At 39.6% G+C, this 24,458-nt stretch carries 19 protein-coding genes; 7 read left to right on the top strand and 12 right to left on the bottom strand.

Annotated features, from left to right (window positions below; genetic code table 11):
- Nucleotides 1–3: 3 nt before the first annotated feature.
- Nucleotides 4–885, top strand: coding sequence for a sterol desaturase family protein (locus Q0874_RS07555; protein WP_299161380.1), 882 nt, complete (start codon nt 4–6; stop codon nt 883–885).
- A gap of 12 nt (nt 886–897) precedes the next feature.
- Here Q0874_RS07555 and Q0874_RS07550 read toward each other — a convergent pair whose 3' ends face one another.
- The 4 genes from Q0874_RS07550 to Q0874_RS07535 all read right to left on the bottom strand — a co-directional run bounded on the left by Q0874_RS07550 (nt 898) and on the right by Q0874_RS07535 (nt 4,118).
- The gene (locus Q0874_RS07550) at nt 898–1,953 is read right to left on the bottom strand and encodes a DUF3365 domain-containing protein (RefSeq protein WP_299161377.1); all 1,056 of its coding nucleotides are present in this window, start codon (nt 1,951–1,953) and stop codon (nt 898–900) included.
- Nucleotides 1,953–2,222 (bottom strand): heavy-metal-associated domain-containing protein, encoded by a 270-nt coding sequence (locus Q0874_RS07545; protein WP_299161374.1) that lies wholly within the window; start codon nt 2,220–2,222, stop codon nt 1,953–1,955. Before Q0874_RS07545 ends, Q0874_RS07550 begins: the two co-directional genes overlap by 1 nt.
- A 37-nt stretch (nt 2,223–2,259) precedes the next feature.
- Entirely contained in the window at nt 2,260–2,604 is a 345-nt protein-coding gene (locus tag Q0874_RS07540) for a rhodanese-like domain-containing protein (protein WP_299161371.1), read from the bottom strand.
- Between the two features lie 98 nt (nt 2,605–2,702).
- A complete protein-coding gene (locus tag Q0874_RS07535; RefSeq protein ID WP_299161368.1) occupies nt 2,703–4,118 on the bottom strand; it encodes a rhodanese-like domain-containing protein in 1,416 nt (471 codons plus the stop codon).
- Between the two features lie 492 nt (nt 4,119–4,610).
- Between Q0874_RS07535 and Q0874_RS07530 the strand changes: the two genes are divergently transcribed.
- Nucleotides 4,611–5,924 carry an OmpP1/FadL family transporter gene (locus tag Q0874_RS07530; RefSeq protein WP_299161365.1) on the top strand — a complete coding sequence of 438 codons (1,314 nt, stop codon included), beginning with the start codon at nt 4,611–4,613 and terminating at the stop codon, nt 5,922–5,924.
- A 167-nt stretch (nt 5,925–6,091) separates the two neighbouring features.
- Here the strand turns inward: Q0874_RS07530 and Q0874_RS07525 are convergent, their stop codons facing one another.
- Nucleotides 6,092–7,114 carry a HupE/UreJ family protein gene (locus Q0874_RS07525; protein WP_299161362.1) on the bottom strand — a complete coding sequence of 341 codons (1,023 nt, stop codon included), beginning with the start codon at nt 7,112–7,114 and terminating at the stop codon, nt 6,092–6,094.
- Between the two features lie 49 nt (nt 7,115–7,163).
- Nucleotides 7,164–8,075: a peptidylprolyl isomerase gene (locus tag Q0874_RS07520; protein WP_299161359.1), complete on the bottom strand. Its 912-nt coding sequence runs from the start codon at nt 8,073–8,075 to the stop codon at nt 7,164–7,166.
- A gap of 366 nt (nt 8,076–8,441) precedes the next feature.
- Here Q0874_RS07520 and Q0874_RS07515 point away from each other — a divergent pair, with 366 nt between their 5' ends.
- Nucleotides 8,442–10,448, top strand: coding sequence for a DUF3604 domain-containing protein (locus Q0874_RS07515; RefSeq protein WP_299161356.1), 2,007 nt, complete (start codon nt 8,442–8,444; stop codon nt 10,446–10,448).
- Nucleotides 10,449–10,654: 206 nt separating this feature from the next.
- Here Q0874_RS07515 and Q0874_RS07510 read toward each other — a convergent pair whose 3' ends face one another.
- From Q0874_RS07510 to Q0874_RS07490, 5 genes are all read right to left on the bottom strand, one after another.
- Nucleotides 10,655–11,179, bottom strand: coding sequence for a DsrE/DsrF/DrsH-like family protein (locus Q0874_RS07510; RefSeq protein WP_299161353.1), 525 nt, complete (start codon nt 11,177–11,179; stop codon nt 10,655–10,657).
- Between the two features lie 50 nt (nt 11,180–11,229).
- Nucleotides 11,230–11,538 carry a TusE/DsrC/DsvC family sulfur relay protein gene (locus Q0874_RS07505; protein ID WP_299161350.1) on the bottom strand — a complete coding sequence of 103 codons (309 nt, stop codon included), beginning with the start codon at nt 11,536–11,538 and terminating at the stop codon, nt 11,230–11,232.
- Nucleotides 11,539–11,559: 21 nt separating this feature from the next.
- A complete protein-coding gene (locus Q0874_RS07500; protein ID WP_299161348.1) occupies nt 11,560–12,807 on the bottom strand; it encodes an FAD/NAD(P)-binding oxidoreductase in 1,248 nt (415 codons plus the stop codon).
- A gap of 197 nt (nt 12,808–13,004) precedes the next feature.
- Nucleotides 13,005–13,790 carry an SDR family oxidoreductase gene (locus tag Q0874_RS07495; RefSeq protein ID WP_299161346.1) on the bottom strand — a complete coding sequence of 262 codons (786 nt, stop codon included), beginning with the start codon at nt 13,788–13,790 and terminating at the stop codon, nt 13,005–13,007.
- Between the two features lie 18 nt (nt 13,791–13,808).
- Complete coding sequence (locus tag Q0874_RS07490; RefSeq protein WP_299161344.1) at nt 13,809–14,879, bottom strand: TIM barrel protein; 1,071 nt, start codon at nt 14,877–14,879, stop codon at nt 13,809–13,811.
- A 327-nt stretch (nt 14,880–15,206) separates the two neighbouring features.
- Between Q0874_RS07490 and Q0874_RS07485 the strand changes: the two genes are divergently transcribed.
- The 4 genes from Q0874_RS07485 (at nt 15,207) to Q0874_RS07470 (ending at nt 21,266) form a co-directional block, all read left to right on the top strand.
- Nucleotides 15,207–16,937 carry an IlvD/Edd family dehydratase gene (locus Q0874_RS07485; protein ID WP_299161341.1) on the top strand — a complete coding sequence of 577 codons (1,731 nt, stop codon included), beginning with the start codon at nt 15,207–15,209 and terminating at the stop codon, nt 16,935–16,937.
- A 12-nt stretch (nt 16,938–16,949) separates the two neighbouring features.
- The gene (locus Q0874_RS07480) at nt 16,950–18,287 is read left to right on the top strand and encodes a GntP family permease (protein ID WP_299161339.1); all 1,338 of its coding nucleotides are present in this window, start codon (nt 16,950–16,952) and stop codon (nt 18,285–18,287) included.
- Between the two features lie 64 nt (nt 18,288–18,351).
- Nucleotides 18,352–20,895 carry a c-type cytochrome gene (locus Q0874_RS07475; RefSeq protein WP_299161337.1) on the top strand — a complete coding sequence of 848 codons (2,544 nt, stop codon included), beginning with the start codon at nt 18,352–18,354 and terminating at the stop codon, nt 20,893–20,895.
- Nucleotides 20,896–20,924: 29 nt separating this feature from the next.
- Nucleotides 20,925–21,266, top strand: coding sequence for an L-rhamnose mutarotase (locus tag Q0874_RS07470; RefSeq protein ID WP_299161335.1), 342 nt, complete (start codon nt 20,925–20,927; stop codon nt 21,264–21,266).
- Here Q0874_RS07470 and Q0874_RS07465 read toward each other — a convergent pair.
- Entirely contained in the window at nt 21,263–24,433 is a 3,171-nt protein-coding gene (locus Q0874_RS07465; protein ID WP_299161332.1) for a PVC-type heme-binding CxxCH protein, read from the bottom strand. The genes Q0874_RS07470 and Q0874_RS07465 overlap by 4 nt on opposite strands.
- Nucleotides 24,434–24,458 lie beyond the last annotated feature (25 nt).

The following is a 24,458-nucleotide window of genomic DNA, read 5'->3' as shown; positions in this document are numbered from 1 at the left end:
ATTATGGAAAAATATATTGATGCATTTGTTTCGGCTTTTTCGGGGAGTGTAAATTGGACCTGGAAGTCTATTATTTTTGATGTTCCCTGGTATACGAACTATTTTTGGGGACTGGTGGTAATTTCATTAGCAGTTTGGATTCTGGAAATTCTTTTTCCATGGCGGAAGGACCAATCTATTTTTAGAAAAGACTTTTGGTTGGATGCTTTTTATATGTTCTTTAATTTTTTCATGTTCGCTATTGCGATTAGCGGATTCTATAATTTATTAGAAGCATTATTCAGCGATCTTGGAATTACATCTAAAAGTCTTGCTATAGTAGATATTTCCCTATATCCCATGTGGCTACAATTACTTTTGTTTTTTATTGTTTTAGATTTTGTTCAATGGTTTACTCATATCCTGCTTCACAAGTATCATTTCTTATGGAATTTTCATAAAGTGCATCATTCTGTGAAGGAAATGGGCTTTGCCGCCCATCTGCGCTATCATTGGATGGAGAATATCTTATACAAGCCCCTAAAAGTTTTCGGGGTAATGATTCTGGGCGGATTTGAACCAGAGCAGGCATATGTGGTTCATTTTCTTGCTATTGCCATTGGTCATTTAAATCACTCCAATATTAAAATTACCTATGGCCCATTGAAGTATATTTTAAATAATCCGGTTATGCATCTTTACCATCATGTAAAGGCTTTACCTGAAGGGAGATATGGTATTAATTTTGGAATCAGTTTAAGTCTCTGGGATTATATTTTTAAAACCAATTATGTTCCAGAAGACAGCGGAACGATAGAACTTGGTTTCCCCGGAGATGAAAAATTTCCACATGATTTTGTGCATCAGGAATTATATGGCTTTGGGAAACCTAAGGATGACCAATAAGGAAAATTTCATTTAATTATTTTCTTTAAAACTTATGGCCCAGATTCCTCTGACCTCGTTGTCATGATAATCCCGGGCCATATCTTTTGGATAGAGTTTATCCAGGATGGCTAAAGTAGATGTTGCGATCTGCTCTTCTGACACTCCATGGCACTGAAGGCACATGGCGTTTGTTGTAATTGGATAATAAAAGTCTATCTGACCATCCCTTATGTCCAAAATTGGATCTACAGCCTTACCTGACACCAGCTTTTCTTTAAAGTCCGCTATAAAAGTTAACTCCTTTTCATTGGCTCTGTTTAAAGGGTTTCTGGGCTTATCAGTAACACGCCTTATTGTAGCCCCTTTCGCTAAAGATATACTGTCTGTTAGTGGAAGTGCATTTATATTACAAAATTCAACTGCGCCATCCGGACCTTTTTCAGTAATAGCCTGCACTAATTTCTTACCTAATGCACCCTTTGCTTCAGCCGCGTACTTCTGACCTAACTTCTTATATTTATTAAGGGTGTCTATGGATGCTTTTCCCATATGTTTACACTGCCCCTGATCTTTGCCCATACAATTTCCGGAGCATTCACCCATTACCTTTCTTTTCCCCATTCCCTTTCCTTTACCCTGACCTTTACCTGTATGGGATTGGAACCAATCCGGTGTATCTATCTCATTATCATATAGATATTCCGCAATTTGTGTAATTGTCTCTTCCGGAAAGGATTGATATGGCATTATTCCAAATTTTCTTAAGGCCCCTGGCATTCTCGAATTTTTCTCACTGGGATCTTTCACCCAGGACATGATGTCCTTAACAAATTGGTCTCTTGAAGTTGTTGCTTTGAGATAGTGTTTCTTAACTGCGATCATTGGGGGTGCTATCATTTCGTTCTGCGCAGTCTCAGGATTATGACAGGTGTAGCATTGTTTTTCCAATAAAATTTTTCCCGGATGAGTGTTATCAGCCGACGGGATACTTGGAGAATTCTCATTAATGACCTGAAGGCTGGTTTTGGGTGATTCCCTACAAGACACCAAGAATATCAGTGCCAAAAAGAATAATTGGAACTTCATTATTTCGACATTTTCCCACTTGCACAACTCAAAAATGAGCGTGCTTTAGCGGATGTACTATTTCTATACTCAATGGAAGGATATCCAAGTTCTTTTAGTTTATCCTTGACTAAAATGGCATCATCAATATTTTCATAGGTAAAATGAACTGTGGCCGTTTCTGTATCCACATCAATGTCTGAAAGACGGTCCATTTCTGATAATTTACTAGTGATGGTTTTTGCACAACCACCACATTTGAGGTTTTGAACTATTACTGAGGCCTTCATAATTTATATTATTTTGTTTGTATGAATATCTAGATCACTATTCCCATCTTATTATTCCTCCTTTTAGATCATAAATCTTTTCAAATCCCATCTGGATAAGTCTTCTTGCTGCCTTTTGACTTCTGTTTCCGGACTGGCAATAGAGATAAACAGGCTTGTCCTTTTGCAATTTTTCAAATGATTTTTGAAAGTCAACTGAATTAAATAAATCAATATTAATGGCTTTCCCAATGTGCCCCCGTTTATATTCTTTGGCTGTCCTAACATCGACCAACTGAACTTTCGGGTCTTTAATAGCCTCTTTATATTTTGAAACTTCTAAAATCTCAAATTTATCTGATTGTAAGGTATTTAACCCGAATAATGTTTTAAATAATGACATTGCTATTTCTCTATAAATAATTAATAAAATTTCGGCAGGAAAGGGAACAACCAAAAATTAATCTGGCCATTCCCGTAACAATCAACCAAAACAAATTTCTACAACATGGTAGTCGGACATATATAATCCGATTTTTCAACCTTTGTTTTTTTGATTTCATCAAAACCATCCGAGACATCAACGAAATCTTCCCAACCTCTCTGCATTAAGATAGATGCAGCGATCATACTTCTGTAACCTCCTTCACAGTACAGCACAAAGGGTTTATCTTTTGGAAATTGTGAAAGATGCTGATTTAATTCATTTAAAGGAATATTAATCGCTCCAATAACATGTTCAGAATCAAATTCACTTTTTTTCCTTATATCAAAAACAAGTGGTCCTTCCCCAAAATATGCCTTTTCAAACTGACTTGCCGTAATTCTATTAATTCTTTCAACTTGCCTCTTCTCCTTTTGCCAGGCATCAAATCCACCATCTAAGAAACCAATTGCATGGTCATAACCTACTCTTGAAAGTCTGGTAATAGCTTCTTCTTCTTTATTCGGATAGGTTATTAGCAAAATATCCTGTTTTACGTCTGGTATCATTTCTCCAACCCATTGGGCGAAATTGCCATCAAGACCAATATTTATACTATTGGGAATATGCCCTTTTGCAAAATCTTCAGGCTTGCGCGTGTCCAACATTAGCGCATTCGTTTCATTCGCAGCTACTTCAAAAGCAGCCGGTGATAAAGGCCTTTCCCCCCTTTCTTTGATGGTGTCCAGACTCTCATACCCCTTAATATTCATCAAGACATTCTGCGGGAAATATCCCGGAGGTGCTGTTAAACCAGTAAGCAGTTCTTTTATAAATTCGTCTTTGGTCATATTCGGCCTTAGCGCATAATTTACTTTTTTCTGATGCCCCAGAGTGTCTGTCGTTTCCTTACTCATCATTTTTCCGCAAGCGGAACCTGCACCATGATTGGGGTAAACAATCAAATTATCATCTAACGGCATGATTTTATTACGAAGTGAATCAAATAAATATCCGGCCAATTTTTCCTCAGTAAGTTCAGAAATTACATGTTGGGCAAGATCTGGTCTGCCCACATCTCCAATAAATAATGTATCACCGGTTATTAGACCATGTTCCTTTCCATTCTCGTCTAGTAACAAATAAGTAGTACTCTCCATTGTATGACCTGGAGTGTGAATTACTTTAACCTGATAATCCCCAACTTTAAAAATCTGATTATCCTTTGCAACAGTAGCTTCGTATCCAGGTTTAGCGGTTGGACCAAATACAATTTCCGCACCGGTTTTTTTCTTTAGATCTAAATGACCACTAACAAAATCTGCATGAAAATGTGTTTCAAAAACATACTTTATTGTTGCATTATCTTTCTTGGCCCTTGCAATATAGGGCTCAACTTCCCTTAATGGATCAAATATTGCGGCTTCACCTTTACTCTCCAAATAATAAGCTGCATGGGCTAAACATCCCGTATAAATCTGTTCTATATTCATTTTTTAATTTTAGATTTTATGTAATAAAAGTATTAAGCAATCGGCACTTTTACAGTAACTTAGGTTACAAAGCTCACTTTTTACGAACTAAAAAAGAATGACTTTTATCATTGTGCACTGTAATAGCCAAAAAAGCTCCATTTGTCCAACAATGCTATTTTAGATGAATTAACATTGTCTCTGTAAATTTTGGGTGAATGTAACATGAGTTACACAACTATCTTCTTAGAATAAACCAAAGAGTTTAAAGTCCTAAACCAAGGCTAATACGGGCCTTTTCCCGGTTTTTATCCTTGCAAAACCGTCACTTACTTTATGCTTAAAATGGCCGTTTTATGCATGAATTCAAACTATGATAATTGTCATAATTAATTGAATATCTTGAATTTAACTTCGCACTATAATTCAGTTATTAACCAGCAATTATCAATAATAATTAACCCTGAATTGAAGCGGTTAGGATTTGTTTTTAGTTGCACAAATTACTTAAACATGAAAGCATATTTTTTAAAACTTTGTTTTCTATTATTTGCAACTGCTGCATATTCACAAGCAGGCCATATCATGCAGGGTGTGGGCGCTGTAAATATGTCAATGGGTGGTGCCTCAACTGGTCAGCCTTTGGATATTTCAGGTGCAATACAATGGAACCCTGCTTCTATTTCCACATTTGATGAGAAGATCATAAAGTTTGACCTTGGTCTATTCTTCTCCTCACCTGAACTGAGTTCTACTGTCCCAGAATTTGACAGCGGTGGTAATCCAACGGGGAACTTTTTTAGCGGCACAACTGAAGACGACAGGGGGGTTTCACCTTTACCAGCTTTAGCAATGGTTTGGGGAAAAGAAGGTAGCAAGCACACTTTTGGTGCTTCCGCTTTTGGTATCAGCGGATTTGGGGTTACATTTCCTGAAAGTACTACCAACCCTATTAATATGCCTCAAAGCATGGGAGGATTTGGCCGAATAGAATCTGATTATAGTTTACTGCAATTAGGTTTTACTTATGCCTATCAATTATCAGATAAATTCTCAATAGGACTTCAACCCACTTTTAATTATGCAACTCTTGAATTAATGCCCAACCCTACCGCAAATCCTACACTAGCTGGTTATCCTTCAGCCGACAAGGCAACAGCACTAGGTTTCGGAGGACAATTGGGAGTATATTATGATTCCGGGGCAGGATTCTCTGCAGGAGCTTCTTATAAAACCAAGCAATCATTTGGAGATTTTAAATTTGATAACACCTATCTGGATTCAAGTACCGGTGAAAATGAATTCAAAATGGATTACCCGGCTATCTGGTCCTTAGGCCTCGGTTTTTCTCCTGGCCAATTTGATCTGGCTTTAGATTACAGGTATGTTCAATATGATAAGACAGCAGGTTTTTCATCTGTAGGCTGGACACCAACCGCCTCTGTTGCAGGTTTTGGCTGGGATAACATTAGTATTGTTTCAGCTGGTATTCAATACAAAGGTGTTGACAGATTACCCTTAAGACTTGGGTATACCTATAGTTCCAATCCAATTGGCAGTGATGTAGCGTTCTTTAACGTACCCGCAACAGCCATCATCAAAAACGCATTCCAATTAGGTTTGAGTTATGAAATAAGCGACCGTTGGGCTATCGACGGTGTTTACCATATGGGCTTTAGTGGAAAAGCCACTTCTGGGCCATTGTTAAACCCTCAGTTTATATCTAGCTTCCCTCCTTATGGAGCAATTCCTGGCAGTGAAGTTTCTTATGATATGACAACTTCCATGATAATGGTTGGAGCGAGTTATAAATTCCTTAAAAACTAGTTCAATAACGAAGAATAGTCTTAAATGAAAACGGCGCCATATTTGGCGCCGTTTTTTATGAATATGATTTGGCTTTTAGAGAAATGATTTATTAAAATATTATCATGATTACCTTTATTCTGCAATGTCAGAGAACTATTTTGGGATGGAATTTATGAAATTATACATCAAAGCAAAAAACCATACAATCGTTCAATCATCCAGAAACTAGCGAGGCAACCGCAGAAATACGCTACTGACTTTTCCAAAGTAACCCTTTTGAATTTAAATTTGGAATTCAAATTTTTATCAAAAGATATTTTACGGATGAACAGCCATAATAACAAAATACCAAGAACAAAAATGATCTGTCCCAATTCTACCCCCACATTAAAGAACAACAGACTGGTAACTACCTCTATTTGAGGAAGCCCTATATCAGACAGAACAGCGGCAAAACCAAAACCATGCAGGAGCCCAAAAGATGAAGATACCGCTATAGGATATCTATAAGTAAGGGAATCCTTTTTCTGTAGTGCAATCTCCACTGCAAGATAAACTACACTAAGCGCAATTACAGCCTCTACAGGAGGGATAGGTAAACGCACTACATCTAATGCAGACAAGGCAAGGGTTATGGAATGTGCAATGGTAAATCCGGTAATGGTGATCCACAGTTTTTTACCTATTCCTGCCACCAGCATAAGGCAAATTAAAAATAACAGATGATCCCAGCCTTCAAGTATGTGTTTGATGCCTAGAATGCTGTATTGCCGGGCCACAGCGGCAAAGCTTTCCTCTTGAGGTACTCGCCATATCAATTCGTCAGGTCCCAAAAGTTTAGTGAATTTCTGTCCATTCAACAAGCTGACTTTAATAATAGAAGCCACCGAAGGATTCATTACCGGGTACTTAATACTTATCAGAGCACCGTTGAGTGCTATAGTTGATTTAAAAGTCTGCTTTTTAATGAATCCGCCTTCTGTTTGATACACAGCTAATCGATCTAATGCTTTGTAAGAATCGGAAAGGGATATCTCAGGTAGATTAAACTCAGGTATGGTAGGGGGAATTTTATATTGCAGTTCATAAACACCTGGCTCCTTTTCGTAAACTTCTACGAATAAAGGACGTGATTCGTGAGCCCAACTAACCGTGGTAAGGATAAGAAAAATGCTAACGGTAATGATTTTTTTTATTAATGGAGCCATCTTCAATCTAAAGAATTTTAGGTCTTAAATTTAGTTCACCAGATTAGAATTAATCTTTATCATTAAGCTTTGTTTCAGCCTTTGAATGGAGATCATATGCAAGTTTTACTTCATATTCATCAATAATTCCTTGAATGTTTTCATCGCTTCTCTTACGCGTATATTCCCTTCTGGCATCATCTATTACCCTGTCTGTTACATCATCCAGGTCAGGGTATCTGCCCGGTTCATTTTTTGTAAGCATCACTATATGAAAGCCGTATTGAGATTGAAATGGGCCGAGCCATTTTTTATCGGAAGAAGTAGATTCGAAAATGCTCTTAGCCATTGTTGACCCAAAATGGTTTTCCACATATTCCAGGTTTCGTTCTACATAGTTGGTATGATAAAAAAACCGGTCTCCTCTGCCGGGTGCCTCGCTGAATGTAATATTATGACTGTTTAAATACTGTACCTCGGCCTCGGCCTTTTTCTTGGCTTCCATTGGTGACCATTTCTGAGAATCAAAGAAAACATGGGTGAAAGTAACTATAGGCTCAATATAATAGTCTTCCTTGTTTTCTTCATAATATGTTTTAATATGCTCATCAGTCATATCGGTAACTGCCTCTGCTATTCCCTGTGAAATAAATTCTACTTTTTGGATCATTCTCCTTTTAATAATATAATCTTCCCTGTCGAGTCCCATAGCCATGGCTTCCCGATATAGGACTTCCTCCCTTACGTATTCTTTAATAAGATTTTTTTGTTCTTCTTTTGTCATTGAAGCCAGTTTATCCTCAAAGACCTGGGTGTTAAATGCTTTGGAACGGTATTGAAAATAAGTCATCAAAGATTCCTTATCAACAACAATGGTTTTGGAATCCAATTCATCTCCAGAGCCAAAAAAATTAAAGATTATAAAAAATCCAAGTCCGATTAAAAGGAAATGAACCAAGGGCTGCTTAATAAACGATTTCATAATACTTTAGTTTATTTTCTTCCTATAAGATTAATGATAAAATGCACAATACAAATCACTCTTTATAAAACTCAGCGCAGTTAAGTCAATACCTGCTTAAGTCATATGTTTTAGATAAACCTTAAGGCCAAACATATTTTAAATAATATTTAAATATAGGTATTTCATTTAATTGACACATAGATTATCAATCAGGAACAACTTTTAATTTCTTGATATGAATACCCATAAAAAAGAGGTTTTTAGGTGAAGAATTAAAGGGCGATTTCCATGGTAGATCTATAGGTATCTTGACTTAACAAAAAGATCAGATTACTGAGACTTAAAAATTTTGTAAATTGATTATCTTTAACTAAAATATAATTTATGAAATCTCTATCCGTATTATTGATCCTGATACTTTCGTTTGCACTTACTTTTTCCTGTACCGAAAATAAAACAGATGAATCCAAGACAGAATCTCAGACCGTGATTGGCTCACAGGAACCTTTAAAGGTGGGTGAAACTACCAATTCTGATGAAGATTTGCGCCGAATACTTTCTACCAAATATACCGGTGAAACATACTCACCATATGCTAAACGCGAATTTGCAACCTTACCCTTATTTGGAGAAACCCATTTGCATACAGGACTATCCATGGATGCCGGTGGATTTGGAAACCGGTTGGGTGTACGTGATGCCTATCGATTTGCCAGAGGTGAAGAAGTAACTGCTTCTTCTGGCCAGCAGGCCAGATTGGCCAGGCCATTAGATTGGCTGGTTATAGCAGATCATTCAGATGGTTTGGGATTCATTACAGATCTTTTAGCGGCAGAGCCATTTGTGATGAAATATGAACAGGGCGAACGCTGGTCTAAAGGTTTTAATGCAGGAGGTCAGGAGGCTGTTGAGGCAACTTTGAACCTGATAACTACCTTTTCACAGGGAGAAGTAGATCCTGAACTTCTAGGGAATTATTCACCCGGTGCAAAAAGGTACGAAACTATATGGGAAGATGTAATTGCCGCGGCAGAGGAATTTAATGATCCAGGGCATTTTACAGCATTTATTGGTTTTGAATGGACTTCTTTGGTAAGAGGTGGAAACATGCATCGAAACGTGATTTTTCGTGATGGGGCGGAAAAGGCAGGCCAAGTAGTGCCTTTTACTACTCAGGCCCCAATTGGAAGTACTGATCCTCTTGATCTATATAAGTATCTGGAAGACTATGTGGCAAAAACCGGGGGACAGGTGCAGACATTAGCTCATAATGGAAACCTCTCCAATGGTATTATGTTTCCTATTGATGCACAGTATACGGGTAAAAAACTCGACAAATTTTATGTAGAGCAGCGTGCCAAATGGGAACGTACTTATGAAGTAACCCAGATAAAAGGAGATGGCGAAACGCATCCTTTCCTTTCGGTAAATGATGAATTTGCGGACTACTATAAATGGGATATAGGTAATTTGGATCTCTCCGAGGCAAAAACAGATGATATGCTCCAGTATGAGTATACCCGTGAAGCTCTTAAAAATGGACTGGTCCTGGAGGAAAAATTTGGCACAAACCCTTATAAATTTGGATTGCAGGGTGCTACAGATAGCCATACCTCATTGACAACATCCGAGGAAAATAATTTTTTTGGAAAACACACCGGTTACGAACCTTCACCGGAAAGAATGACACACCCCTTTATGAAAAATGAAAATGGGGAAATATTGGGCTGGTCACAACTTGCGGCAGGGATTACAGGAGTTTGGGCAAAAGAAAATACGAGGGAGTCTATCTGGGATGCCATGCATCGTAAAGAAGTTTATGCCACTACCGGGCCACGCATGATGGTGCGTTTCTTTGGTGGATGGGAATATACAGAAGAAGACATACAAAGTCGGGAACCAGCCTTCGCGGGTTATGCCAAAGGTGTACCTATGGGAGGTGATCTGGTAAATGCTCCTTCTGGCAAATCGCCGAATTTTATGGTCTATGCTATACGAGATGCCATTGGGGCCAATCTGGATCGTATACAAATCATTAAAGGATGGCTTGACGCTGATGGTGAAACCCATGAAAAAGTCTATGACGTGGTCTGGTCCGGAGATCGAAAACCAGGCCGTGATGGTAAGGTGCCGGCAGTGGGTAATACTGTAGACATTGCCACGGCGAGCTGGACCAATACCATAGGGGCATCTGAACTGGCTACAGTTTGGACAGACCCGGATTTTGACCCCTCTGAGAGGGCCTTCTATTATGTAAGAGTAATGGAAATACCAACACCACCATGGTATTTATATGATGCCTTCCGTTTTGGGTTAGAAATACCTGAAGGTGCTCCAACAAGCCAGCAGGAGCGTGCTTATACCAGTCCGATTTGGTATACACCAAATTAGAAGGAATTGAATTTATAAAAGGCACCATAATTGGTGCCTTTTTTTGTATCACTTTACCCGGGCTATTACATGAAGTTAATCATGTCTGAATTTAATATCAAACACTAAATTAAGTATTTCACAAAAGAAAACCCTGCCAAATAAGTTCAGCAGGGTTTAAAACAATCTATCAATGGAACTTATATTATTTGACTAGCTCAGCTTATTTATATAAATAATAAATGGGTGCCTTCTTCATTAGCTCTGCCGTAAAAATCACCAATAGTTAATATCCCATCCAATTCATCAATTAAATCTTCTCTTTCCAGGTGGAACATGTCTATGGCCAGTTTACAACCCCATAGTTTACAACCAGAGTCTGACAAAATTTCAAGGAACTCTCCAATGGGAGGCATATCTAATTTTTCCATTTCCTTCTTCATCATCTTCGTGGCCAGTGCTTCAACACCTGGCAGTCCACCAAGCATTGTTGGCATATGTAAAGCCGGATTACCTACGGTTGCAACACGTAAGTGTTCCAATTTTTTCTTTTGAATTGCTTCCAGTCCAAAAAATGTAAAAAATATTTCCGATTCAATACCTTCCATCCGTGCCCCGTTCGCCATAACAAAAGCTGCATATGCATTTTCAATGGTGCCTTTGGAAAGAATAAAAAGCATCTTTTTTACTTTGGTTTTGCTCATTTCTTTTACTTTAGTTTCGCTCTTCTCTTTTACGCTAGTTTCGCTCATCTCTATCTTTTTTATGATTTTATTAAAATCTTAGATTACCTTTTAATTCGTTAGATACAACTCTTTGGTTTAGGAATCCCTGCTATCAAAGTAGACTTTTTAAGAGGTCCTCCGGGAAATAAACTGTAGAACTCTTTAATGTTTATGACACCGCTCTTCTTAATACCACGGATTGATAAAGGTTCTTCTTTTTGAAACTTATCCTGTAAGTATTCTACAACTTCCCAATGCTTTTCTGTCATGGAAATACCCTGTTCCTCTGCCAAATAAGCGCAAACGTCCTTATCCCACTGATTAAAATCGACTAGATACCCTTCTTCGTTTACATCAATTTCCCGATCTGCTATAATTTTTTTCATGTTATTTAATTTAAAGTTATATTATTGAGTTTTTTCTAATTGTTTTCCCTTTTCAGACATTTTAGCATCAACAAATGGAATAGGAACACCCTTTAATAGCATATTCCAATATATCCAGCGAAAAGCTAGTTTGCCCATATGATTCATCCTGCTCTCTTTTAAAAGCCTTAATGGACCTACACCAGGAAAGGGAAATGTTCCTTCAACCGGTTCTGTGGTGTAGTTAAAATCAATCAACAATGCCTTGCCGCCTCCGGTTTCTATAAAACAATTGGCATGACCATCAAAGTCCTCTTTTAATTCTTCATTATTGATATATCGCAATATATTTTCCGTCAGAATTTCAGCTTCAAAATGAGCCACAGAACCTGCTTTTGAAGCGGGTATATTAGTAGCATCACCAATAGCAAATATATTCTCATGGTCTATGGATTGCAACGTTGCTTTATTTGTTGGAATGTAATTAAGATCATCTCCAAGGCCGGAGCGTTCTAGCAATGGATCGCCCATATTCGTTGGAACGGTGACCAAAAGGTCGTATTCCACCTCAGTATCCCCGTAATCTATAATTTTATTATTCTCGTAATCAACCCGCTCTATATTAAAACTTGTAACTTCTTTAATATTTTTTTCTTCTAACAAATAATGAAGGGCTTCCGTAGCTCTTGGCTTAGTAAAAGCGCCGTCCAGCGGTGTTACAAAGGTAATATCTACTTTATCCCTCATCCCCTTGTTTTTGAAATAGGAATCTGCCAAAAATGCAAATTCCAAAGGGGCTACCGGACATTTTATAGGCATTTCCGTTATATGAACTACCAGTTTTCCGCCTTCCCAGGTTCTAAATTTATCTCTTAATGCTTTGGCACCTTCATAGGTATAGAAATCAAAGATGTTTTTATACCATTTTGGTCCTTTCATACCTTCAATTTCTTCCGGTACGGTTTTTGTCCCCGTGGCTACAATTAAAACATCATAAGATAGCTCCTTGCCATTTGCAAGGCATACCTTATTATTTTCAGGTTCAATAAGATCTATTTTTTCCTGGATATAGTTAACATCTTTAGGTAAAAACTTGGATCCTTTTTTCTTAACCTGTTTTGTAGTATAAATATCAAAAGGAAGAAATAAGAACCCGGGCTGGTAATAATGGGTTTTGTATTGATCTACTATGGAAATCTTCCACTCTTTTTTAGGCAGACTGGATACCAGATGATTGGCCATCATAGTTCCGGAAGTTCCTGCACCTAATATCACTAAATTTTTCATCATTATTTACCTTATTTAGTATGAATTACAGGGATTTTTTGACCTGTATTTTAATGATGTAAAATTAATTATAGGATGTACTGTAAAATATGACATAAGTCATAAATACGCCTTGTGTAACAACAGTTACTTAACTGTGAAAGAAAGCAAGTTTTAACTCCACTTACCTCTGTATTAGCGTGCTGAATATTTAGATTTGTTTATTTTGCTGTCCAGCCACCATCTACGGTAAGCATAGAACCTACCATGTAGCTGCCTGCATCACTGGCTAAAAAAATCGCAGCGCCCTGTATTTCTCTTAATTCCCCCCAGCGAGCGACCGCTGTAGCTCCAACTATGAAATTCTTTGCCTCTTCTGTATTGGCAATCGGGATATTCATTTCCGTTAAAAAAGGACCGGGACAAATAGCATTTACAGTAATGTTAAAAGGTGCCAGCTCTAACCCCAGTGCCCTGGTCATTTGCACAACAGCCCCTTTACTTGTGGCATAGGGGGTACGATTAGCCAACCCTACCAGTCCCAGAGTACTTGCCATATTTATAATTCTTCCGTAGTTGTTTTTTTTCATCTGAGGCGTAACGGCACGGGAGGTGTTCCAGGTACCTTCTACATTAACCTTCATCACCTGGTTAAAATCTTCGGGACTTAATTCATCTATAGCCCCTCTGATATTAATCCCCGCACTGTTAATTAATATATCTATTTTACCAAAATCATTTTCAATCTCCTTTACAACAGACTCTACCTGTTTTAAATTCGTAACATCAGCAGAGTAAGCCTTAGCCATTACCCCAAAATCCTTATGTAGTTCTTCCGCTGCACTTATTCCTTCTTCAAAATTTCTATTCACTAATGCTGTTGAACAACCTGCGGATGCAAGACCGGCGGCCATTGCCAGCCCAAGACCTTTGGAACCTCCTGTAATCATGGCTGTTCGCCCTTTCATATCAAATTGTTTTATTCCAGGTAAGCGATTATCTTTCATATACTTATATTTTTATTTTTAAATAAAGCCCAAACGTTGCCTGGCGTATTTAAGTGAGGCTTTATTGTTCTCTATTTCCAGAGCCAGTCTGTCATCGGCTGAGTTTTTGGATATCACGGTTAAGGGGGATGCACTTTTTCCCTTTTTAATCTTATGGAGAAACCCGGCCAATTCACTGGCAGAAACCTCATCAAACGTTGCCCAATAACCCTCAGTTAAACATGGGATTTTCAAGGGATCTCTGGTGATCATTTCCAGGTTAAACCGGATATCCGGATTATGGCTTTTAATTACCGTGATCATTCTTTCCACATCCAAAAACCCTTCCCCTAAATTAATTTCAGCTAATAAAAATCCATCTTCATATTCCTCAACAGCCATATCCTTTAAATGTACAGTAAATGCATAAGGAGCGAGAGCTTCAACAACTTCCATAGGATCCTCCAGCAAAGAGATGTTATTGCCGGTATCCAGGGTGACCCCTACCCACTCACTTTCAATCATATTTAGTATCTCTATCATTTCCGAAATCCGCCAATCCTTATGATTCTCAACTGCAAGCTTAACGCCCAATTTACGAACTACGGGTTCTGCCAGTTTTAAGGAATCAATTGATTTTGCCCTGAAATCCTTAAAAGCACTCATGGTATCAAATGTCTCGTATCTGCGACCGGATAAGCAAGCTGTCCGAAGAATATCTACCCCTGCTTCTTTTGCAGCTGATACCTCAGCAGTGAACCTTTGAAGATCCGAATCGTCTTTTGGTAGCCTAATCTGACCTTCCAGAAAGAGCTCCAATTCTTCAACTCTTGTTTTTACCTTTTTGGCATAGGCCGTATCCCAGCCACTTACGCTGAACTGAACCCCTCCAAATCCAGCAGAACTGCAGTGTTCGATCATTTGTAGGGAGTCTGTGAAAGGAGGATAGATTTTGCTCTCTAGCTTCGCATACCTGCGCTGAACATAGGAAGCTTCCGCAATCCCAAAACGCATTTCGGCAACTAATGGCGAAAAGGCAGGAATTACCGGCATGGCCATAGCCAATAATCCCGCAGAACCACTTTTTTTAATAAAATTCCTTCGTTTCATAAGTTTAAATTATCTCGTGTCCTGGCAATAGAATCTAAAATCCCTTCAGAAAGAAACCCCACTATTTGCTAAAAAATAACTGATACCATTACAAAAACTAATTCGTCAGGCATACTCGAACGGTCTCCAATGACAACATAAAACCATTTAATTAAAAGTAACAAAAGATTTTCAGTCCCTGCAAATATTTACTAAAAAAGACCTTAGAACAGAAATAAATGCGCAATCCATTTTGTTAACTGCGTTAAAGATGATACCTTGATTTCCGTATGGATGATTAAGGTTCATCTAAAATATTAGTTGTTTCCACATAAGAAGTATCAGTTAATGGAAAAAGATAAGCAAGATAGATTGAGAAGTGAGGATTGGTTTAATCCCGGAGATCCAAAATCCGCATTTATTCACAGGTCATGGCTCCGAAATCAGGGTTATCCAAATGACTACTTTAATAAAAGACCTGTAATTGGTATTTGTAATACCTGGTCCGAATTAACCCCATGCAATGGCCATTTAAGAGACTTTGCGGAATTTGTAAAAAAGGGGGTTCTTGAAGCCGGTGGTGTCCCTTTTGAATTCCCGGTCACCAGTATGGGGGAGATTTTAATGCGACCCACAGCAATGCTTTTCAGAAACCTGGCAAGTATGGATACTGAGGAATGTATACGCGCAAACCCTCTTGATGGAGTTGTTCTTCTAACAGGGTGCGACAAGACCACACCATCTACCGTAATGGGAGCCTGCAGTGTTGACCTTCCAACAATAGTTGTCCCCGGAGGGCCCATGCTAAATGGAAAGTACAAAGGAGAACGCATAGGATCCGGCACATTTGTATGGACTTTAAAAGACAAGATCAAAAATGAGGGGTTTACAGCGGAAGATCAGATTGAAGCAGAGATATGCTCTGCACGAAGCGCTGGGCATTGTATGACTATGGGAACAGCCTCCACCATGGCTTGCATGGTTGAATCTCTTGGACTTACCTTACCGGGTGCTGCTGCTATACCTGCTGTAGACTCCCGTAAAAAGGTGATGGCACAACTATCTGGAAGGCGGATAGTTGAAATGGTAAAAGAAGACCTGAAGTTGTCTAAAATCCTCACTCGTGAGGCCTTTGAAAATGCCATAAAATTAAATGCTGCCGTAGGAGGTTCCACTAATTTTATAATTCACCTGCAAGCTATTGCGGGAAGAATTGGGGTTCCTCTTCACTTAAAGGAATTTGACACCCTTGGTAGTAAAATACCATTGCTGGTAAATCTAATGCCTTCAGGTAAATTCCTGATGGAGGACTTTTTTGATGCCGGTGGTTTACCCGTAGTTATCAATCAAATGAAAGATCACCTCCACAACGATGCCTTAACAGTTAATGGAAAGCCAATAGGAGAGAATAATAAAAAAGCGGAATGTTATAATTCTGAAGTAATTGCAGCAATTGATCAGCCTTTTATTGAAGAAGCAGGGATTGCCGTATTATATGGTAATTTATGCGAAGATGGGGCTGTCATTAAACCTTCTGCTGCCACCCCGGAACTTATGTCACATAGAGGCAAGGCCGTGGTATTTGAGAATATTGAGGATTGCCATGCCAATATAGACAGGCCGGATTTGGATATTGATGAAAATAGTGTAATTGTCCTTAAGGGGGCCGGACCTGTTGGTTATCCCGGTATGCCTGAGGTAGGTAATGTGGATTTGCCTGAAAAGCTATTAAAAAAAGGGATAAAAGATATGGTGCGCATCTCAGACGGAAGAATGAGTGGTACTGCCTTTGGCACGGTGGTGTTACATGTTTCACCTGAATCATCTATTGGTGGGGTTTTGGGATTGGTGCAAACAGGAGACTATATTGTCCTGGACGTTCCTAACAGGAAGTTGCATTTGGAGGTGGAACAGTCTGAACTTGAAAAGCGAAAAGCTGCCTGGACGCCCCCTGAACCAGCTGCAGACAGAGGATATACCAACCTATATACTAGAACCGTGCAACAGGCCCATCTGGGGGCAGATTTTGATTTTTTAGTAGGAAAATCGAGTTCTGTAGTAAAACGGGATGCACACTAAACCAATCACTTTATGACAACTATTTTATTACTCCTTTTAAGCGTGGTAATTATTGTATTACTCACGGCAAAATTAAATGTCCATCCATTTTTAGCACTACTGGGTGCCGCTCTTTTCTTTGGACTGCTTTCAGGTATGGATCTGAATATGATTGTACAATCTATCAACGACGGATTCGGGATTACTCTGGGTAAAATAGGCGTGGTCATTGTTCTGGGTGTAATAATTGGCGCCTTTCTTGAGCATTCAGGAGGTGCCTATAAACTCGCTGAAATAATCCTTAAAATTATTGGTAAAAACCGCGTTCATGAGGCTATGGGATTAGTTGGTTTTGTGGTCTCTATCCCGGTATTTGCGGATAGCGGATTCATTATTCTCAACCCATTAAATAAAAGTCTTTCAAAAAGGGCCGGTTTATCGATTGTTGGAACCGCCACGGCTTTAATTCTGGGGCTTATGATCACGCATGTATTGGTACCTCCTACCCCGGGGCCTATTGCGGCTGCGGGAATAATTGGCGCAGATGTGGGTCTGGTAATGTTGGTAGGTTTAGTTATTGGCCTTCTTTCGCTGGTGGTCGCAGTTATTTATTGCAAAAAAATGGGAGCCAGGAACTATATAGATCCTAATCCGGATATTACTGAAGAAGAAATTCAGGAAAAAATAAAACAAGCCCCTAGTGCTTTTAAGTCGTTCTTACCCATATTAATTCCCATTTTACTTATTGTAGGGAAATCTCTTGTCGAATTTAATTTAGTTGAAGGCCAGGCAGAGACCGCGTGGATGAAATTAATTTCCTTTATTGGTTCTCCCGTTATTGCATTGATAATTGGTATGTTATTCGCTTTTCTGCTTCCCAGAAAGTGGGATAAGACTATTTTATCTACTACAGGTTGGGTTGGGAATGCCCTTACCGATGCCTCAAACATAATTCTTATTACTGGTGCCGGTGGAATTTTTGGTACGATCTTGCAGAATAGCGGCATTGCCACTACTTTGGCAGATACCCTCGCCACAGCCAATCTCGGAATTTGGTTACCATTTATGTTATGTGCGGCGATTAAAACCGCTCAAGGATCCTCTACAGTTGCGTTAATTACCACAGCGTCAATCATTGCTCCATTATTGCTTTCTATGGGATTTGAAACTGAGATAGACAAGGCTTTGGTTGTTTCGGCTATAGGCGCAGGTGCTATGGTAGTTTCACATGCAAACGACAGCGGATTTTGGATTCTTACACAATTTTCAGGGATAGATGTGAAAACCGGTTATAGAGTATATACTCTGGGTACATTGATCGTTGGATCATTTGCAGCTTTACTGGTATATGTAGCCACATTTATTGTATAATTCAAGAGCTTCTCAAATGTTTGTCAGTACTTATAAAAGTATAAAATTCGTATTTTAGAGGGCTATGTCTAGAGAAAATGAATTAATCTTTCGTATACGCCCGCTATTTATCTTCCTTGCGGTACTGATATTTCTTCAGGCTTGTAAAAAAGAGCCTTCCCCTCCTTTATCACCTTCACAGGCCCTTGAGTCTTTTGAACTGGCAGACCCGGATCTTGAAATTCAACTGGTAGCTGCTGAGCCTCTTGTGCAAGACCCTGTGGCAATTTCTTTTGACGAGGCTGGCAGGTTGTGGGTTGTAGAAATGATCGGTTTTATGCGCGATATTGATGGAACCGGGGAAAAAGATCCTGTAGGAAGAGTTAGCGTATTATTTGATAATGATGGGGACGGGCAAATGGACAAGAGCATCATATTTTTGGATAGCCTTGTACTTCCACGAGCCATTGCGGTGGTCAATGGCGGAGTCCTCGTTGCCGAAAATATTCCTCTTTGGTTTGCAGAAGACACGGATGGGGATTTTAAAGCAGATACAAAAACATTGATTGATCCTACCTACGGCGGCCAAGGAATGCCGGAACATTCTGCCAATGCGCTTTGGAGAGGAATGGACAATTGGTATTACAATGCCAAATCTAAAAGCCGTTACCGGAAAATAAATTCTAAATGGATTAAAGAAGAAACCGAATTCAGGGGGCAATGGGGCATTTGTCATGATAATGCGGGCCGATTGTTTTACAACTATAACTGGTCACAATTACATGCAGATCTTGTCCCGCCAAATGCGCTCCAAAGAAATAAACATCATAAAAGCAGCAGTGGTATAGATCATGGATTGACACTCGATCGCAAAATTTATCCTATAAGAAGTAATACGGCTGTTAACCGCGGTTATGTTCCTGGAACCCTGGATGAAGAGGGAAAATTACTGGAATTCGCATCAGCTTGTGGCCCTTTAATCTACCGTGGGGATGTCCTTCCTGATTCATATATGGGAAATGCCTTTGTTTGTGAACCTACCGGTAACCTGATCAAAAGAAATTCAGTACTTGAAGATGGATTTATGTTAAGCGCTTCAGGGGTTTATGAGAATCGTGAATTTCTTGCTTCAACAGATGAGCGATTTCGACCCATTTCTCTGGCTTCAGGACCAGATGGAGCACTCTATGTGGTAGATATGTACAAAGGTATAATTCAGCATGGACCTTATATGACAGACTATCTGCGGGAAGTGACCTTAAATCGGAAACTCGACAAACCTATTAATATGGGTCGCATATGGCGCATTACTTCAAAGAAAAATACAACAGAAAAAGCAGAGGATCTTTCCAAATTAGAACCAGTAGAATTAGTTAAATTATTAAAGCATCCGAATGGTTGGACCAGGGATATGGCCCAACGCCTACTGGTGGAAAGTAGTGACCTGACAATTGTTCCTGAATTAGAAAACATGCTTGCTTCAGAAAACCCCTTAGGACAACTTCATGCCTTATGGACCCTTGAGGGATTAGGAAATACAGATTCCAAGCCTTATCTCTCTGCCCTGCATGCTGCAGATCCAAAAGTAGCCCAGGCCGCCTTGCGCCTTTCTGTTGGGATATTAGATAAACAACCACAGGTTCTTGAAGAAATACAACAATTTATTTCAGATGCTTATGATCATGCAGACCCCATTTTTCAGATGCAAATGGTATTGACAACTGATTTATTGGAACCGGAATATGCCTTTAGTATTGCAAAGAAATTCCTTAATGAATACAATCAGAATCCTGTAGCGCGTGATGTTGTTATGAGTAGTATGGAAAATAGGGAAGCTGCATTTTTCAACAACCTGATGTCGGACGAGGAATGGTATACCTATGATCAGAATCGCGAAATATTTATTGAAATGCTGGTTGCAGCAGTTGCAACAAAGGGAGCGGAAGAAGAAATTCTACCTATTTTGAATAAATTGAATTCCCCTCAAACCCAAAAAACACAATGGGTGACCAATGCAATTATAAATGGAATCCTCAACAGTTCAGCCTCGCAAGACAATGCCAAAATTGAACTTACACATGCACCTCCTGTTTTCCAAAACCTAAAATCCTTTGAAAAGACAGATGAAAATATGTTGGCCAACTTAGAAAAATTATTCGTCTGGCCAGGTAAACCAATTGAAGTACCTGATAGCAAACAGAATTCGATTGAAGTTGATCCGTTGGTTATGGCTACCGGAAGACAAAAATTTTTAAACCTTTGCGCCAATTGCCATGGTACTCAGGGAGAGGGTATGGCCAGATTTGCGCCACCATTAAAAAGTTCTGAATGGGTTACCGGTGATAAAGAAAAACTTGCTATGATTTTATTGCATGGTATGGAAGGGCCCGTTGTAGTTAATGGCAAGGAATATGGGATTCCGGATATATTACCTAATATGCCTTCATTTTCAACACTGCAGAATGAAGACATTGCAGCCATTTCTACCTATATAAGAAATAGCTGGGGGAATTCTTCGGAGGCTATCTCCAATGGTACTGTTGGCAGAATAAGATTTCGTACACAAGGGAAAATTACGCCTTGGCAGGCAACTGAATTAGATACACTGGTATTTGATTCAGAGCTCTGAATTTGAAAGGAATTAATCAAAATTAAGATATGAAAAAACATTGTCTGGCATTGGATCTTAAAGATGACGATGCACTGATTGCCAAGTATGAGGAGTATCATAATAATGTATGGCCCGAGGTTTTGGAAAGTCTTTCAAATTCCGGCATTAACCACATGGAAATCTATCGTGTTGGAAACCGTTTATTTATGATTATTGAAGTAGAGGATCATTTTTCATTCGACAAAAAGGCCAAGATGGATGCCGATAACGACAGAGTACAGGATTGGGAGGTTTTAATGTGGAATTATCAACAGGCTCTACCCTTCGCTAAACCTGGTGAAAAGTGGTTGCCAATGAATAAAATCTTTGAATTTGGACCCCCTATTTAATTCATTGGATGTTCCTTTAAAAGCTCTTCCGCAGAGTAAAAGCCTTCTTTATCTTTAATATCATCTCTTACTGCCTTCACTTTTTCAGCTGAAATGGCAGGTGCCTTATTACCGAAAGCATTTCTAACAAATGTAAGTACCGAGGCTATCTCTTCATCGTTTAGCATACCACCAAATGGAGTCATAGGAACCTGCCCGGGATATGTTTTCCCTTTTACATCAATCGGGCCCATAATTCCTTTGAGTGTTAATTTAATAAGACGCTCCTCACTTCCGGTAACCCATTCAACCCCGGCCAATGGTGGAAATTGAGACGCACTTAAACCTCTTCCATCCGGTTGATGGCAGGTAATGCAAAATCCTTCCCTTTTGTAGATCTCTTCCCCTTTAACAAACAGTTCGCGCTCTTTTCCTTCAAGATCTGTTTTTATACCTTTTGTTTCCGGGTCCTGTCCCATATTATGGCCATTTAAATGTGCCATCGCGGCCTCATGGGGAAGCTTCATCCAATCATCCAGAGGTTTTTGGCCCGCAGCTTCAAGTACAGCCAGTCCGGATTCCTTTTCTAACCATGAAGCCGCCACAAAGGCCTCCAGTCGTACACGTGGATTATCATCAACAGCCGCAGTCATTAAAAGTTCCGCCTGGTCAGGTATTTGATGGCCGGAATACCTCAAAACCCTCACTGCAGCAGCCCTCGCTCTGTAATCCTCTGCGTTTAAAAGTTGCCTTAAAAGAGCATCATCAATTTGGTTTAACCCCCAACTTACCCATAAGGCTTCCAATACATGGTGTTCATATCTTTCATCATTCCTATCCAATTTATTGACCCATTCCCGCAACTTATTTATCACCTCAGATTTATCCCTTGAACGTAACTCTCTTTTTGTGCGATATCTTGAACGGTATTCGGGAAGTTTCAAATTATCCAGCAGTTCATCAATTCTTGCATCAAAAACCTTTGCCGGCGCTACCAGGGGCCTGGATGGATAAGTTATCCTATATATTCTGCCATGAACATGATCACGTAATGGATCACGGGCATTGTGCTGCATATGCCCAACCAATACGTTGTGCCAATCTATTAAATACAATGACCCATCAGGGGCAAACTCCATATCCACCGGCCGGAAATTAGTATCGTCCGATGTTACCAAATCCAGCCTATGTTTGCTGATATATCCGGCTGATTCAGGATCGTCTTTCATGGTGTGCTGTTTGGTACCCAGGAATCCGATAGTGTTATTGATAATCAAATCACCCTGAACCTCATCAGGAAAATGCCTGCTCGAAATAAATTCCAATCCCGAAGTAGGCCGAACCCGGTGTTCCTCCTGAATCAGGTTTGCAGGTAATGGGGAAGCCTGACCATATCTTGGTCTAATAGTTCCGGGCATCATCCAGGTAACATCCGGGCCGGAAGTATGCGCAAAGAAATTTTGTCCCCATTCATCAAAAGCAATACCCCAGGGGTTAGGAATTGGCAATTGTGCAGTCCGTTCCAGGTGGTGCCTTTGTGGACTGTAGCGATAAAACCCACCATTGGTAGCCCGAACCGGACCATACGCGGTTTCTACATTAGTATGCAAGAATACACCTTCTCCCATATAGATAGCTCCTGATGGATCTGCTGTGAACGCACTGGTTGTATGGTGCGTATCATGGTCATCAAATCCGCTTAAAATAATTTCTTTCACATCTGCCTTGTCGTCGCCATCCGTATCTTTTAACAACACCAGGTTGGTGCCCTGGGATATGTAAACTCCTTCGGGGGCAAATTCAAAACCAATTGTCAGGTGCAGTCCATCCGCAAAGGTAGTTTGCTTATCGGCTTTGCCATCATTATCTGTATCTTCTAAAATTAATAGCTTATCATTAGGTTTACTGTCACCAGGTCTGTAATGCGGATAGCTGGGCATTACTCCCACCCAAAGTCTTCCCCGGTTATCAAAGGATAGCTGTACAGGGTTAGCGAGGTCGCCAAATTCTTTTTCAGAAGCAAATAATTCCAATTTATAACCCTTAGCTACTTTGATCTTGTCTAACGCATCTTTTCCATACAAATAACCTGCCTCAACATCTCCCTGACCTGGGTCATAATTAGTTTCTACAGGCGGAAGTTTTTTAGTTTTGGCGTCGGCCGCTGCTACATCTGTCTTTTTACCCTTTGCTGCAGCCCAAATTGCGGAATCGCGAATGGCTGTCATTTCACGTATTTTTTCTATTTCAAAGGGGTAGTTAGCGGGTCCAAAAGGATCATAACGCCTGCCAAAGGCATGCACACCATTGGGCATTTTATAATCGTTGTGCCAGTACCAGTTTTTATCCATTACAGCTTCATGTACCAAATTCCGATTCTCCTCAGCCTTGCTTTTGTTTTTCCCAAATATTTGGTCAGCCAGTAACTTTCCAAACTTTTGATAGCCCAAATCATTTAATTGAAATCCGTCTGAAGTAAGTTTCTCAGCCTCCTTGCTGAACCATTCCGAACTTGGGTTAAATGCATCTACAAATAGAATACTATCTGCTTTGGCTATTTCCCTCATAGCTTCGGTATATAGCGACAAATTTTGATTCTCGTTAACACCGTCCGGCAAGTCTTTTTTGGTAGATAAGTTTGCAAATGCGATGGGGGAAACCAGTGCCAGCTGAGGCGGTTTCGTACCATTGTATTTTTGTGCCTTGGTATGCTGAATAAAAGCATGTAACTCGGCTTTGTAATTCTCCAAACCTTCCTTACCCTGAAAGGATTCGTTATATCCAAAAAATGCTATGATAATATCTGCATTAAGCCTGCTTAACCATTCATCGGGTGTTTCATAATGCCCGATACTTCCTGATTTCTGGGCATATTCTGTCTGAAATTTTTCAGCTCCAGGAAATGCCCAGGGTGAATTTCGTGCCGAGTGGGGCCTGAATCCGGGAGTGTTACCTCCATCACACATATTGCGAATGAATAGTAAACTATCCGGGTAGCGCAACTGCATCTCTGTTTCAAAGTGACCAAAATTCAACATCCGGGAACCCAGATTATTACCGATAAGGACAATATGATTCCCCTTATTCAGTGCCAGGAAATTGCCTTTTTCACTACAGGATGTGATAATAAGTGCTATGATGAGCATTAAGTATATTCTTCTTATATCAATTAATTTCTTAGTACTCATAATAACTTCATATCAAAAATTCAAA

The sequence above is a fragment of the uncultured Eudoraea sp. genome (genome assembly GCF_947490415.1).
Classification (GTDB): domain Bacteria; phylum Bacteroidota; class Bacteroidia; order Flavobacteriales; family Flavobacteriaceae; genus Eudoraea.
Note: the sequence above shows the minus strand (reverse complement) of the source record. Positions and strands in the feature narration are given on the sequence as shown.

Excerpts from the sequence above, each read along its gene's own strand:
- Q0874_RS07490 (WP_299161344.1), bottom strand. The coding sequence starts at position 14,879 with ATGAAACGAAGGAATTTTATTAAAAAAAGTGGTTCTGCGGGATTATTG.
- Q0874_RS07465 (WP_299161332.1), bottom strand. The coding sequence starts at position 24,433 with ATGAGTACTAAGAAATTAATTGATATAAGAAGAATATACTTAATGCTC.
- Q0874_RS07475 (WP_299161337.1), top strand. The coding sequence starts at position 18,352 with ATGTCTAGAGAAAATGAATTAATCTTTCGTATACGCCCGCTATTTATC.
- Q0874_RS07505 (WP_299161350.1), bottom strand. The coding sequence starts at position 11,538 with ATGAAAAAAATTATAGCAGATCGGGAAATTGATGTAAACGAAGAAGGG.
- Q0874_RS07480 (WP_299161339.1), top strand. The coding sequence starts at position 16,950 with ATGACAACTATTTTATTACTCCTTTTAAGCGTGGTAATTATTGTATTA.
- Q0874_RS07535 (WP_299161368.1), bottom strand. The coding sequence starts at position 4,118 with ATGAATATAGAACAGATTTATACGGGATGTTTAGCCCATGCAGCTTAT.
- Q0874_RS07520 (WP_299161359.1), bottom strand. The coding sequence starts at position 8,075 with ATGAAATCGTTTATTAAGCAGCCCTTGGTTCATTTCCTTTTAATCGGA.
- Q0874_RS07530 (WP_299161365.1), top strand. The coding sequence starts at position 4,611 with ATGAAAGCATATTTTTTAAAACTTTGTTTTCTATTATTTGCAACTGCT.
- Q0874_RS07515 (WP_299161356.1), top strand. The coding sequence starts at position 8,442 with ATGAAATCTCTATCCGTATTATTGATCCTGATACTTTCGTTTGCACTT.
- Q0874_RS07555 (WP_299161380.1), top strand. The coding sequence starts at position 4 with ATGGAAAAATATATTGATGCATTTGTTTCGGCTTTTTCGGGGAGTGTA.
- Q0874_RS07525 (WP_299161362.1), bottom strand. The coding sequence starts at position 7,114 with ATGGCTCCATTAATAAAAAAAATCATTACCGTTAGCATTTTTCTTATC.
- Q0874_RS07470 (WP_299161335.1), top strand. The coding sequence starts at position 20,925 with ATGAAAAAACATTGTCTGGCATTGGATCTTAAAGATGACGATGCACTG.
- Q0874_RS07550 (WP_299161377.1), bottom strand. The coding sequence starts at position 1,953 with ATGAAGTTCCAATTATTCTTTTTGGCACTGATATTCTTGGTGTCTTGT.
- Q0874_RS07495 (WP_299161346.1), bottom strand. The coding sequence starts at position 13,790 with ATGAAAGATAATCGCTTACCTGGAATAAAACAATTTGATATGAAAGGG.
- Q0874_RS07485 (WP_299161341.1), top strand. The coding sequence starts at position 15,207 with ATGGAAAAAGATAAGCAAGATAGATTGAGAAGTGAGGATTGGTTTAAT.
- Q0874_RS07510 (WP_299161353.1), bottom strand. The coding sequence starts at position 11,179 with ATGAGCGAAACTAGCGTAAAAGAGAAGAGCGAAACTAAAGTAAAAGAA.
- Q0874_RS07500 (WP_299161348.1), bottom strand. The coding sequence starts at position 12,807 with ATGATGAAAAATTTAGTGATATTAGGTGCAGGAACTTCCGGAACTATG.
- Q0874_RS07545 (WP_299161374.1), bottom strand. The coding sequence starts at position 2,222 with ATGAAGGCCTCAGTAATAGTTCAAAACCTCAAATGTGGTGGTTGTGCA.
- Q0874_RS07540 (WP_299161371.1), bottom strand. The coding sequence starts at position 2,604 with ATGTCATTATTTAAAACATTATTCGGGTTAAATACCTTACAATCAGAT.